This window comes from Nonomuraea sp. NPDC059023, assembly GCF_042740095.1.
In the GTDB taxonomy this organism is placed as follows: domain Bacteria; phylum Actinomycetota; class Actinomycetes; order Streptosporangiales; family Streptosporangiaceae; genus Nonomuraea.
This window is the reverse complement of sequence record NZ_JBHYIO010000025.1, coordinates 117,158-129,058: the sequence shown is the minus strand read 5'-3', so window position 1 is coordinate 129,058 and position 11,901 is coordinate 117,158. Positions and strand designations below refer to the sequence as shown.

The 11,901-nt window shown below is 71.8% G+C and carries 11 protein-coding genes; 6 read left to right on the top strand and 5 right to left on the bottom strand.

Annotated elements, in window-relative coordinates; genetic code table 11:
• Window positions 1-25 precede the first annotated feature (25 nt).
• The 4 genes from ACFWYW_RS36035 to ACFWYW_RS36020 all read left to right on the top strand — a co-directional run bounded on the left by ACFWYW_RS36035 (window position 26) and on the right by ACFWYW_RS36020 (window position 3,692).
• Window positions 26-859, top strand: coding sequence for a 2,3,4,5-tetrahydropyridine-2,6-dicarboxylate N-succinyltransferase (locus tag ACFWYW_RS36035; RefSeq protein ID WP_379610595.1), 834 nt, complete (start codon window positions 26-28; stop codon window positions 857-859).
• Between the two features lie 13 nt (window positions 860-872).
• Window positions 873-1,925 (top strand): succinyl-diaminopimelate desuccinylase, encoded by a 1,053-nt coding sequence (dapE, locus tag ACFWYW_RS36030; RefSeq protein WP_379610594.1) that lies wholly within the window; start codon window positions 873-875, stop codon window positions 1,923-1,925.
• A gap of 258 nt (window positions 1,926-2,183) precedes the next feature.
• Window positions 2,184-2,948 carry a TIGR00730 family Rossman fold protein gene (locus ACFWYW_RS36025; RefSeq protein ID WP_379610593.1) on the top strand — a complete coding sequence of 255 codons (765 nt, stop codon included), beginning with the start codon at window positions 2,184-2,186 and terminating at the stop codon, window positions 2,946-2,948.
• Window positions 2,949-3,107: 159 nt separating this feature from the next.
• Window positions 3,108-3,692 (top strand): TIGR00730 family Rossman fold protein, encoded by a 585-nt coding sequence (locus ACFWYW_RS36020; protein ID WP_379610592.1) that lies wholly within the window; start codon window positions 3,108-3,110, stop codon window positions 3,690-3,692.
• Between the two features lie 11 nt (window positions 3,693-3,703).
• Here ACFWYW_RS36020 and ACFWYW_RS36015 read toward each other — a convergent pair whose 3' ends face one another.
• Window positions 3,704-3,985, bottom strand: coding sequence for a hypothetical protein (locus tag ACFWYW_RS36015; protein WP_379610590.1), 282 nt, complete (start codon window positions 3,983-3,985; stop codon window positions 3,704-3,706).
• A gap of 28 nt (window positions 3,986-4,013) precedes the next feature.
• Here ACFWYW_RS36015 and ACFWYW_RS36010 point away from each other — a divergent pair, with 28 nt between their 5' ends.
• The gene (locus ACFWYW_RS36010; protein WP_379610589.1) at window positions 4,014-4,535 is read left to right on the top strand and encodes a hypothetical protein; all 522 of its coding nucleotides are present in this window, start codon (window positions 4,014-4,016) and stop codon (window positions 4,533-4,535) included.
• Window positions 4,532-5,089 carry a DNA-3-methyladenine glycosylase I gene (locus ACFWYW_RS36005; protein ID WP_379610587.1) on the top strand — a complete coding sequence of 186 codons (558 nt, stop codon included), beginning with the start codon at window positions 4,532-4,534 and terminating at the stop codon, window positions 5,087-5,089. Before ACFWYW_RS36010 ends, ACFWYW_RS36005 begins: the two co-directional genes overlap by 4 nt.
• On the opposite strand, the gene ACFWYW_RS36000 is transcribed toward ACFWYW_RS36005, so the two are convergent.
• From ACFWYW_RS36000 to ACFWYW_RS35985, 4 genes are all read right to left on the bottom strand, one after another.
• Complete coding sequence (locus tag ACFWYW_RS36000) at window positions 5,070-6,872, bottom strand: DUF2264 domain-containing protein (RefSeq protein WP_379610586.1); 1,803 nt, start codon at window positions 6,870-6,872, stop codon at window positions 5,070-5,072. The two genes, ACFWYW_RS36005 and ACFWYW_RS36000, sit on opposite strands and share 20 nt — an antisense overlap.
• Window positions 6,869-9,322 carry a polysaccharide lyase 8 family protein gene (locus tag ACFWYW_RS35995; RefSeq protein WP_379610585.1) on the bottom strand — a complete coding sequence of 818 codons (2,454 nt, stop codon included), beginning with the start codon at window positions 9,320-9,322 and terminating at the stop codon, window positions 6,869-6,871. The genes ACFWYW_RS36000 and ACFWYW_RS35995 overlap by 4 nt, the downstream gene beginning before the upstream one ends.
• Entirely contained in the window at window positions 9,319-10,713 is a 1,395-nt protein-coding gene (locus tag ACFWYW_RS35990) for a M60 family metallopeptidase (RefSeq protein ID WP_379610584.1), read from the bottom strand. Before ACFWYW_RS35990 ends, ACFWYW_RS35995 begins: the two co-directional genes overlap by 4 nt.
• A gap of 90 nt (window positions 10,714-10,803) precedes the next feature.
• A complete protein-coding gene (locus ACFWYW_RS35985; protein WP_379610583.1) occupies window positions 10,804-11,892 on the bottom strand; it encodes a LacI family DNA-binding transcriptional regulator in 1,089 nt (362 codons plus the stop codon).
• Window positions 11,893-11,901 lie beyond the last annotated feature (9 nt).

Below are 11,901 nucleotides of genomic sequence, written 5' to 3'. Positions count from 1 at the left end.
ACCCGGCCAGATAGGCTCCGGGGCCATGAGCCACCAGAGCATGTCCTCGCCGCTGCCGGCCGCGGTCGATGGGTTGTGGGAGCGCAGGACGGAGCTGTCGCCGGCCGACACCGAGGCGCGCACGGTGATCGTCTCCGCCATCGACCTCCTGGACACCGGCAAGGCCCGGGTGGCCCGGGTGGAGGATGGCGACGTTCTGGTGGACGAGCGGGCCAAACGGGCGATTCTGCTCAGCTTCAAGGTGCTCGGCATGGCCAGGTCGCAGGTGGGTGACTTCCAGCACCACGACAGGCAGCCGCTGAAGACCACGTTCGACGGCGTACGCGTGGTTCCGGGGGCGATCGCCCGCTGGGGCGCCTACCTGGCGCCCGGAGTGGTGCTGATGCCGTCTTTCACCAACATCGGCGCGTACGTCGGCGAGGGCACGATGGTCGACACCTGGGCGACGGTCGGCTCCTGCGCCCAGATCGGCAAGAACGTGCACCTCTCCGGCGGCGTCGGCATCGGCGGCGTGCTGGAGCCGCCGAACGCGGTACCGGTGGTGATCGAGGACGACGCGCTGGTCGGCAGCCGGGCGATGATCGTGGAGGGCGCCCGGGTGGGGCGCGGCGCGGTCGTCGGGGCGGGCACGATCCTGTCGGCCTCGATCCCGGTCATCGACGTGAACACCGGCGAGGAACTGGGGCGCGGGCGCATCCCCGACTGGTGCGTGGCCGTGGGTGGAACGCGCCAGAAGGAGTTCCCCGGCGGCACGTTCGGGCTGCCGTGCGTGCTGGTGCTGAAGAAGCTGGAGCCGGGGGAGCGCCACGACAAGGCCGCGCTCAGCGACGTGCTGCGCGAGCACGGCGTCAACGCCTGAAGGGAATGTGCTGATGCTGGATCTGAGCCAGGACGCCGGTGCGCTGACCGCCGCGATCGTGGACGTGGAGTCGGTGAGCGGGGACGAGAAGGCCCTTGCCGATCTGGTCGAGGAGGCTCTGCGGGCGCTGCCGTACCTGAGCGTGGACAGGTCGGGCGAGACGGTCGTGGCGCGCACGTCGCTCGGCCGCGCGGAGAGGGTGCTGATCGCCGGGCACCTCGACACGGTGCCGGTCGCCGAGAACCTGCCGAGCAGGGTGGAGGGCGGGCGGCTCTACGGCTGCGGGACCACCGACATGAAGGCGGGCGTGGCCGTCGCGCTCAAGCTGGCCGCGGCGCTGCCGGCGCCCAACCGCGACGTCACCTACGTCTTCTACGACTGCGAGGAGGTCGAGGCCGAGCGCAACGGGCTCAACCGGGTCGCCCGCGAGCATCCTGAGTGGCTGGCGGCCGACTTCGCGGTGCTGATGGAGCCGACCGACGGGGTGATCGAGGGCGGCTGCCAGGGGACGTTGCGGGCGGAGGTGCACGTGGCGGGCAAGCGCGCCCACAGCGCCAGGTCGTGGTTCGGGGTGAACGCCATCCACGGGATCGAACCGGTGCTGGCCAGGCTCAACGCCTACCAGGCGCGGCTGCCGGTGGTCGACGGCCTGGAGTACCACGAAGGGCTCAACGCGGTCGGCGTGCGCGGCGGGGTGGCGGGCAACGTCATCCCGGACTCGTGCGTGGTGACCGTCAACTACCGCTTCGCGCCGGACCTCACGATCGAGCAGGCGCGGGAGCACGTGCGCGAGGTCTTCGACGGCTTCGAGGTGAACTTCACCGACGCCGCCCCCGGCGCGCGGCCGGGGCTGACCGATCCGGTGGCCGCGGCGTTCACGGCGGCGGTCGGCGGTGAGCCGAGGGCCAAGCTGGGATGGACGGACGTGGCGCGGTTCTCGGCGCTGGGCGTGCCCGCGGTGAACTACGGTCCGGGGGATCCGAATCTGGCCCATCAGCAAGGGGAGTACGTGTCGCTGGAGAAGATCGCCGACAGCGAGCGTGCGATGCTGAACTGGCTGGCATAAGGGGCCACAACGTGAAAGTGACCCTCCTCGCCGGCCATTTGGCGGGGAGAGCCACTTTCAGTCCCGAGCAGCACCCTCGCCGATTAGACGCAGGGTTCGCGAATTTCGGTTCCTCCTTCTTCAAAGATTTTTCTGACGGGTTTCACCGTTGCGCTGACCTGCGGTTTTCCCCTTCGAGGAGGTTGGGCGGATTGCCTTCGCCGTGCCGTAAGCGGGGATTCGCCCGTATGGCACGGCCAGAGGGATAGCGTGACCAGCATGAAGCAGTCACGTCCCGAGCGCCGCCAAGGGCAGGCGGTAGTACGAGGCAACCTCGTCCCCGAGTCCACTCACGACCAGCGCCTGCTCGACCGGCAGGGGTCCACCGACTGGCTGCACATGGATCCGTGGCGGGTGCTGCGCATCCAGGCGGAGTTCGTGGAGGGCTTCGGGCAACTGGCGGAGCTGCCGCCGGCGGTCACGGTGTTCGGGTCGGCGCGGACGCCTGACGACTCGCCCGAGTACGAGATGGGCGTGGAGCTCGGACGCGCGCTGGCCGAGTCGGGCTACGCGGTGATCACGGGCGGCGGTCCCGGCGTCATGGAGGCGGCCAACCGGGGCGCCACCGAGGTGGACGGCGCGGTCTCCGTGGGGCTCGGGATCGAGCTGCCGTTCGAGCAGAAGATGAACGACTACGTGGACCTCGGGATCGAGTTCCGGTACTTCTTCGTGCGCAAGACGATGTTCGTCAAGTACTCGTGCGGGTTCATCGCGCTGCCGGGCGGGTTCGGCACGCTGGACGAGCTGTTCGAGGCGCTGACGCTGGTGCAGACGCGCAAGGTGACGTCGTTCCCGGTGGTGCTGATGGGCACGTCGTTCTGGGGCGGGATGGTCGACTGGATCAAGAACACGCTCCTGGGCACTGGCAAGATCGCCGCCCAGGACCTCGACCTGATCCACCTCACCGACGACGTCAACGAGGCGGTCCGCATCATCGCGGAGGGCGACTCTCTTCGCTCTCAGCCTGCTGCCGAGCCCCAATAGCACGTCTCTCTGTTACGGCAAGCCCGGCCGACGCCCCCCGCCGCCGTGGGCGGGCGCCGATCGTAGGGTCGCTTCTCACGTCGGACGTGGTTCCCGCCGCTACGGCGATGCGTCAGCCGCGACCATTGGTCGTGGCCCGGCCGCATAGGGTGGCATTTCGTGAATGTCTGTGTCTTCTGCGCCTCAAGCCTGAAAATCGACCGCGAGTACCTCGACCTGGCCGCCGACGTGGGCACCGAGCTGGCCAAGCGCGGCCACACGCTCGTCAGCGGCGGCGCCACCGTGTCCTGCATGGGGGCCGTCGGCGCCGCCGCCCGTGCCGCCGGCGGGCACACCGTGGGCGTCATCCCGCAGGTGCTGGTCGACATCGAGGTCGCCGACCACGACTCCGACGAGCTCATCGTCACCGCCGGCATGCGCGAGCGCAAAGGCGTCATGGACGCCCGCTCCGACGCCTTCCTGGTGCTGCCCGGCGGCATCGGGACGCTGGAGGAGCTCTTCGAGATCTGGACCGCCCGCGTCATCGGCATCCACGACCGCCCGCTGGTCATCCTCGACCCCTGGGGCCTGTACGACCCGCTGCGCCGCCTCATCGAGGACATGTACGACGCCGGTTTCACCCGCGCCAACGTCTTCGACGCGATCGCCTGGACCACCACCGTGGACGACGCCATGGCCCACGTCGAAGCCACGCCCAAGCCGGTCCGCCCCTCCGTCGCCGAACTCGGCGAAGCCACTCCCTGAAGCGGCCCGTTTCAGGCCAGGCCGCGGCGAGTCAGGGCCGGGGGGCGGCGGCCGGCCAGGGAGTCGGTCATGTCGATGGCCTGCCGTACCTCGTCGTGGTGGTGGGTGATGAAGATCTGGGTTCCGTGCCAGCGGTAGACGGCGGCGGCGGCCAGGGCGGGGTTGAGGTCGGCGGGGAGTTCGACCACGACGACGGCGCCCGTCGCCACCAGGCGGGCGGCCTCCGCGGGGGAGCCGGCGAGGGTCCAGGAAGGGTCGACTCGCGTGCCCGGGGCGACAAGTGTGGGCTGCATGTCTCGATCGTATGAGTACGATGCCAATGTGCTGGTCGTACTCGCCATCGCCGCGCTCGCCATTCTCGCCTGTGTGGTGCTGGTCTCCCTCGGTAGGGGCGGTGAGCTGACCGAGTTCCCGCCTGACGTCCCGCCGCTCGATCTGCCCGAGTCCGGGCAACTGACGGCGGTTGACTTCATGGCGCTGCATCTGCCGGTCAACCTGGTCGGATATCACACGCAGAGCGTGGATGAGACGCTGCGGCGCGCCGCCGGCGCCATCAGCGCGCGCGACACCAGGATCGCCGTGCTGGAGCAGCGGGTCTCGGAACTGCTGTCCAGCAGGCTGCAGGCCCGGCAGGAGGTGTACGCCGCGCCGGGCGCCGGGCTCCGCACCGAGCACGAGCCGCCGGTCGTCGAGCGTGAGCTGGCCGAGGAGGGCGACGATCCCGAGGTGCCGGACGAGCCCGCCGTACCCGCGCCCGCGTCTGAGGATGCGGCGGAGAAGCAGCCCACGGCCACCGACGTGCTCGTCCACAAGGCGAAGGAGCCGGAGGGCGGGGCCGCGTGAGCGAGGTGATCCGCTGCTGGTGGACCGGCATGGCGGACCCGGTGTACATCGCCTACCACGACGAGGAGTGGGGCCGCCCGGTCCACGGCGACGACAAGGTGTTCGAACGGGTGTCGCTGGAGGCGTTCCAGTCGGGGCTGTCGTGGCTGACGATCCTGCGCAAGCGCGAGAACTTCCGCGCCGCCTTCGACGGGTTCGCGATCGAGAAGGTGGCCGCCTACACCGAGCGTGACGTGGAGCGGCTGCTCGGCGACGCGGGCATCGTGCGCAACCGGGCGAAGGTCGAGGCGGTCATCGCCAATGCCCGGGCCGCGCTCGACCTGCCGGACGGGCTGTCGGAGCTGGTCTGGCGGCACGCCGACCCCGGCTCCCCGGTGCCCAAGGCGATGGGCGACGTCCCGGCCATCACCCCGGGCTCCAAGGCGCTGGCCAAGGAGCTGAAGAAGCACGGTTTCCGCTTCGTCGGCCCGACCACCGCCTACGCGCTGATGCAGGCCATCGGCCTGGTCAACGACCACCTCGCCGACTGCGTCGTCAGGACCGGGCGACGCTGACCGTGTCGCCGTCGGGGAAGGTGATCTCGACGGCGTCCGCGCTCACCTCGACGCCGATGGCGTCTCGAAGGGCACTCGGGTGTACGGCGTCGCCCGACAGCACCACCAGCGTCACGTGTGTACCCGGGCTGCCGGCCTCCAGCCGGGGCGTGGCCGAGTGGGGGCCGAAGGCGTTGGCCTCGACGTCGCGGACGACGGTGGCGTGCTGCCAGCCGTACAGGCCGATGAGCGCTGAGGTGAGCCCGTCCGCCCGGCGGGCGAGCGCCCATCCGGCCCCGGTCACCACCGCGGGCGGCGAGGCGTCGGCGACCGCGTAGCCGCCTTCGCGGACCGTGGAGCCGTCCGGCGCGGTGACGGCGTGGACGCGGATCTCCCACGGGCCGCGCACGACCGACGTGGTGGTGACGCGGTCGCCGCCGGGGGTCTCGTAGTAGGAGGAGGCGGTCCGGCCCTCGCAGGTCAGCGGGTGGATGGCGCCTCTGGGGGAGGCGGGCGAGACGGTGATGTGGTTGTCGGCGGCCCTGCCGTGGTCGGGGCCGGTGCGGGTGGAGTAGGCGAGCCGGGCGTAGTGGGGGTCGTCGGGCGGGGCGCCGTGATCGCTGCCGTGGTTGACCAGCCGGACCAGGCCGTCGTGCCGGGTGCCGTGCAGGAGCAGGCCGGTCGCGGGGACGGCGGCCACGACGTCGTGCTCGTCCAGCGGCAACGCCTGCTCGCGCTCGGTCCACACCGGGTGCTCAGGAGGCAGGAGCAGCCCCAGGAAGCCCTTCGACGCCCAGTAGGGGGAGGCGGGTCCCGAGTACGACTGCGTGGCCGGCAGGAACGTGTCGTACCAGCCGAGCGACAGCAGACCGCGCGAGTCCGGCACCCCGCGCTCGGCGAAGTGCCGGACCACGGACGAGGCCAGCTTCCGCGTCTGCCCGCCGGACAAAGGGCTGGCGCCGGCCAAAGCGCCCATCCAGACGGGCGCGAGGGCGGCGAAGCGGTAGGTCAGCGACCGGCCGTGATGCATGGGCGCCCCATCCGACCCGAAGAAGTGCTGATACGTCGTCAGAAAGGTGTGGAGGCGGTCCCGGTACACCTCGCCCGACGCCCCCGACATCCGCGTCCACATCAGCGGATACAGGTGCAGCGCCCACCCGCAGTAATAGTCGAAGTTGCGGGTGCCGCCGTCGGTGTACCAGCCGTCGCCGACATACCACTCCTCGATCCGCTCCAGCCCCCGGTCGATCTCCTCCTGCCGGTACGGCCCGCCCACCGACTTGAGAAACTCCTCCGACACCGTCTGGAACAACATCCAGTTGTTGTCCCAGGTCCGCTTGCCCACGAACCCGCCCAGCCACTCGGCCACCCGCTCCCGTACCGAGGAGTCGAGCCGGTCCCAGAGCCAGGCCCGCGTCTCGTGCAGTCCGATCGCGATCGAGGCGGCCTCGACCATCTGCTGCGAACAGTCGGTCAGCACCGGCCAGGAGTCGGGGGCCGAGGGGTCGGTCCCGGCGGCCAGGCCGTCGGCGTAGCGCTCGATCAGGCCGGGCGGCGCCTCGCCCTTGGCTCCCGCGATCCGGAAGGCGGCCAGCAGGAAGGTGCGGGCGAAGCCTTCCAGCCCGTCCGAGCGCACCCCGGACCAACTGGGCCGCCCGGGGAGGTCGTAGCGGGCCATACCCGGCGAGGCGTACGGCACGACCGCGTCGAGCAACTGATCGGCCACCGCCTCCCAATGGGCGCGGGTCCAGCCGGTGCGCGGGGAGAGGATGCGGTCGGTGGGCGGGAGGTGTAGGGAGGTCATGTCCTGCCGATCGCCAGTTCTGCGGTGTGCGTCCGGCCACCGGAGCCGGACAGGTTGACGGTGAGGGCCACGTTCCTTCCCAGGGTGACATCGACCGAATCGTCGGCCCGGATCAGGCGGTGGGCGGGGAGGCCCAGCGTGAGCCGTACCGTGGGGACCGTGCGGCCGGGGTCTGCGACGGCCACCCGGATGCGGCCCGCGGCCTGGCGCACCAGGACCGTGCAGGGCGCGTCGGCGCTCACTCCGCCCGCGGCGCCCGCGCTCCAGAACGTGCCGGCGAACAGCCGGCCGCCGCCCACCGAGCGGCCCGACGCGGTGACCGCCTGCGCCGACGCGGTGTTGGCCAGCACCTTCACCCGGTCGAACGCCATGGTCTGCGCGGCCCCGGCGCCGGGCAGGACGACGTAAGCGTAGTTCGCGCCCGCGGGGTCGCTGCCGTGGTCCAGCCAGAGCGTCACGTATTCCCGCGCGACCGGGTCCGAGGTGCCGCCGGTGCCGGGACCGTCGTCGATGGCCCGCCAGGCGTCGGTCCTGCGCTCGCGCAGCGTGCGCAGCTCGCCGGGGGACAGCAGGACGTAGCCCGCGACGCCGTGCAGGTGCGCCCGGCCGCCGCGCCGGGTGAGCCGGGCGGTGGTGCCGCGGTTCTCCACGATCGTCTCTATGGCCCGGTGGTCGGTGCTGGTGATCCCGGCGCCCAGGCAGACGACGGCGTCGTCCAGGCAGACCCAGCTCTTCCTGGCCGTCAGCGTGGTTCCGGCGGCCATCAGGTCGAGGCCGGCGACGCCGTAGCCGTCGATCGTGGCGCCGCCCGCCCAGGTGTTGGCCGGGCGGAAGGTCCCGGTGCCGCTGACCGAGACGGCCGGGTCGCGGTGCCGGGTGTCCACGGTAGTGCCGGCGAGGCGGTAGGAGTTCACGGTGGGCCAGTAGTCGGCGGTGTAGTGGTCCCTGCCGTCGACGCCGTCGGTGTAGAGGTAGGTGGCGCCGTCGCCCTGGTACCAGGCGCGGTAGTTCTCGCCGTTGCCGCACTCGTACATGGCGATCCGCCTGGACGACAGGCTGATCGCGAACGACCATCCGGGCCGCCGGTGCACGATCCGGTCCATCGCGGCGAACACGTGGTGGCCGGACGGTCGGGGCGCTGCGGCCACGGACCGGTCCGCCAGCAGCGCCTTGGCCCGCGCGGTCGCCGGTACGTCAGCCAGTTCCAGGAACCTGCCCCGGCGCACCCACCCCTTGGCCAGCTCGCGGAAGCGCGCGGCGTAGGGGGCGGGCGCCCCGGCGGCCAGTTGCAGCACGGCGTCCACGGTGTCTCTCCCGGCATGCTGGTCGCGCCCGAACTGCCTGGCCACCGCCCGCCCGCGCACGCTGTCCATCATCAGGCCGTCGTGGATCCAGGGCGCGTAGGTGCGCTCGACCGCGTCGAGGATCACCGACACCTTCGGGTCGCGCACCTCCCACGCCGAACCGCCGAGCAGCCCGATCACCGCGCTCACCGACTGCAGCAGCACGACCCCATAGGAGCCGGTATAGGCCACCACGTCGTGCTGGACGAACGAGCCGTCGGTGTAAAAGCCGTCGCCGGCGCTCACGTAGGCGAACAGCGAGCGCCGCCCGCCGTCGCGCACATCGGACAGGCCATCGCGGGCCAGCGCCAGCTTGGCGGCGTCCTCGCCGGCGATGCCGCGCAGCGCGACGATCAGCGCCTTGTCGGCGCGGTTGGCACCGGTCTCGGCGAAGTCCGTGAGGTTGGTACGCCGATCCGGGTTGGGGCAGAACCGGTCCACCGCCCGGATCCACGCGGCCCGCTGATCCGGGCTGACGAGGTCGTGCAGCAGCAGGCAGGTGTCCATGAGCGCGCGGGGGGCGCCGATCTCCCAGTGCCACCAGTTGCCGGTCTCGCGTTTGGTCTCGTTGTAGGCGCGGGCGTACAGGAGGTCGAGGCCGGCGAGGACGTCGCCGGCAAGGGTGGCGTCGCCGTACTGGGTGGTGCCCTTGGTCGCCCAGGCGAGGGCGAGCGTGCGCAGCCGCTGGTAGCTGGCCGCGATGTCGGCGCTCGCCCCGGTCAGCGGAAGGTCCGCCCAAAGGAAGGTACGGCCGGCCGCCCGCTCCATCGCCGTGCCGAACCCCGAGGCGGCGGCGTCAAGGCGCCCGAGCGGGGCCGCGAAGGCCGGATCCGCCGGATCGAACGACCCTCCGGCCAGCATGGCGACCCCCTTGGCCCGCAATGCCGCGAACTCGCCGACGCCGACTGCCGAGCCGGCGTCTGCGGCCGAGCCGGCGAAGGCAGCCGAGTCCGCAGCGGCGGCCGATCCCGTGGCGGAGGCTCCCGTGGTGGTAGGTCGCTTCGGAGTGAATCCCTGCGCGGCGGGTCCCATTGCGGCGGCCGGGTCGGCGCCCATCAGGACCGGTGCCGCGACCGCGCCCGCCAGCAGCGCCCGGCGGGTGATCATTCGCTCAGCCCGGACGGGTCGGCGGCGGGCAGGCCGAGCGCCGCCACCCTGTCCAGCCACTCCAGCGTCAGCGGCGCGCCCCACCGCGTCCAGAACCCGCTCAGGTCCCGCCCGGCGATCCGCGAGGTGTAGACGGCCAGGTATCCCCACCGCTTCGCGGTCTCGGTCCAGTCCGACGGCGGGTTCTCGGCCCGCACGAGCCGGTGCAGCCGGGGCCAGAACTCCTCGGTGAAGGCCAGCTCCAACTGCCGGAAAGGCACGAGCTTCTCGAAGGCCCCGAGCTTCGTGAAGTCCGCCACCGGCAGCTTCGGCTGCGCGCTCTGGTACGGCGTCAGCCCCGTCTTGGCGTCCGGCTTGGTGAGGTTGGACTGCTGCCCCAGCGCCCGCTGCGCGGCCAGCGCGTAGATGTTGACCGTCACCTCGGTCAGGTCGCCCGGCTTGTAGGCCATCTGCTGGTGCTGGTGGCCGAGCTCGTGGTAGACGCCCCAGCCGCGCGTGCGCAGCCCTTCCACGGTGAGCAGCCGGTCGAGGTACGTGCGCGGGTAGGCGGTCCAGCCGTGGGTGGCGTAGGCGCCGGCGCCCGTGGGCATCCGCGGCGCCTCCACCAGGTGGAACGGCAGCGGGGCGCGCTCGCTCGCCCGCAGCCCCGAAATGGCGGCGTGCGCGTCGATGATCGACTCGAGCAGGCGTAGGTGCGCGGCGTGATCCTGCTCGCGCCACTGCAGGATGCCCTCGCGGGTGACGGTGACGATGGCGCGTCCGGAGACCAGTTCGGCCTGCGGCACGCCGGCGAGCCGGTCGAGCTGGGCCTGGAAGTCCGCCTCCGTGGTCCGGCCGAGCCTGAAGACCGGCGCGTCCAGCCCGCCGCTCACGAACCTGACCCTGGCCTGCTCGCCCGCGCCGATCATGGACAGGTAGACCATGCCGCCTCCGGCGTCCTCGACGGTGTTGACGCCGGAGGTGAGCGGGTAGGCGCGCGGGTTCTTGTAGGCGATGTCGGGGTGGGTGTCGGGCGCGCCGACGTGCAGGGTGGGCGCGAGCCCGTCCTTGGTAGTGACCTCGACGATCAGCTTGGCGGCCGCGGGCAGGTAGACGCCGGTGTGGTGGAAGTCCGTGGTGCGCAGCGCCTGTTGCAGCCTCAGCCGCTCGCTTTCGGCCGCGACCCGCCCGCGGACGACCACGGTACGGCGAGCGGTACCCGCGGCCTGAGCGGGATCGGCCTGTGCGAGGTCGGCCTGAGCGGGATCGGCCGACAGAGCATCGGCCGCCGCGGGGGCGGCCCGCAGGCGGGCAGCCGACGCGGGAGAGGTCAGCAAGGGGGAGGCCAGGAGCGGGGAGGCCGCGAGGGCGCCGGTGAGGGTGAGGAAGCCACGTCTGGGGAGGTTTCGCATCGAGGTTCTCCTTGGCAGGGCCGTATGCCGCCCGAGCTTGAAAGCGCTTACTAGGCTCCGTCAAGGTTTTCCGGAACTTTCTACCGGTTTCTATCGGCGACCTGCTGCTTTTCTGCTCTGTGGGGAGGCAAGCGGTTTCGGCGCGCCCACGGATTCCCTGACCACGATGCTGGTCCCGACCCGGGTGCTGGTCTGCACGGGGGACAGGTAGTCGCTGCCGTCGGAGATGCCGAGGGCCAGCCGTACGGCCTGGCGGCCCATCTCCTCCAGCGGGATGCGCACGGTCGTCAGCCGGGGACGGAGCTCCTGGGCGAGCGGGACGTCGTCGTAGCCCACGACGGACATGTCGCCCGGCACCGTGAGCCCGGCCGCCTCCAGCGCCTGCATCGCCCCGGCCGCGACGATGTCGTTGGCCGCGAAGATCGCGGTGAAGTCGGCGCCCTCGGCCAGCAGTTCCCTGACGCGCTCGTAGCCGAAGCGGCGGCTGAGCGGGCCGGGCTGGACGAGGTCGTCCGTGTAGGGCAGCCCGCGCAGCTCCAGCGCGCGCCGGTGCCCGGCCAGGCGGGCGACGGTGGTGGAGAAGAGCGCGGGGCCGCCCAGGAACAGGATGCGCCGGTGCCCCTGGGTGATCAGGTGGTCGGTGATGGCGAAGGAGCCGCCCTCGTTGTCGTACTCGACGACCTTGGTCGGCACGTCGCCGCCCACCGACGGCCGTCCGCACAGCACGAGCGTGGAGCCGCTGGCGTGCAGGGCGCGGGCCCGGCGGCCGACCTGGGTGGCGTAGGCGCGGTCCTCGTAGGCGCCGCCGACCAGGATGACCGCGTCGGCCCGCTGCTCGTGCAGCAGGTCGATGAGCGCCAGTTCCTGCTCGTGGCTGCCCTGGGTGCAGCAGATGATGCAGAGCCTGCCCTGCGCGGTGGCCTCGCGCTCCACGCCGCGGGCGATGAAGGCGTAGAACGGGTCGATCACGTCGTTGATGATGATCCCGACGGTCCTGTTCGTCGCCCCGGCCAGGGCGCGGGCGTGCGCGTTGGCCACGTAGCCCAGCTCGCTGATGGCCGCCTCCACCCTGGCGCGCGTCGACTCGGCCACCGGGTAGTTGCGGTTGATCACCCGAGAGACGGTCGCGCTGGACACGCCGGCGAGTCTGGCCACGTCGGCGATGGTCGCCTCGGTCACGGGCCCTCC

Bases quoted from the DNA above. Each gene is read 5' to 3' on its own strand.
- dapE (WP_379610594.1), top strand. From the start codon at position 873: ATGCTGGATCTGAGCCAGGACGCCGGTGCGCTGACCGCCGCGATCGTG.
- ACFWYW_RS36035 (WP_379610595.1), top strand. From the start codon at position 26: ATGAGCCACCAGAGCATGTCCTCGCCGCTGCCGGCCGCGGTCGATGGG.
- ACFWYW_RS35995 (WP_379610585.1), bottom strand. From the start codon at position 9,322: ATGATCACCCGCCGGGCGCTGCTGGCGGGCGCGGTCGCGGCACCGGTC.
- ACFWYW_RS36025 (WP_379610593.1), top strand. From the start codon at position 2,184: ATGAAGCAGTCACGTCCCGAGCGCCGCCAAGGGCAGGCGGTAGTACGA.
- ACFWYW_RS36015 (WP_379610590.1), bottom strand. From the start codon at position 3,985: ATGCAGCCCACACTTGTCGCCCCGGGCACGCGAGTCGACCCTTCCTGG.
- ACFWYW_RS36000 (WP_379610586.1), bottom strand. From the start codon at position 6,872: ATGACCTCCCTACACCTCCCGCCCACCGACCGCATCCTCTCCCCGCGC.
- ACFWYW_RS35990 (WP_379610584.1), bottom strand. From the start codon at position 10,713: ATGCGAAACCTCCCCAGACGTGGCTTCCTCACCCTCACCGGCGCCCTC.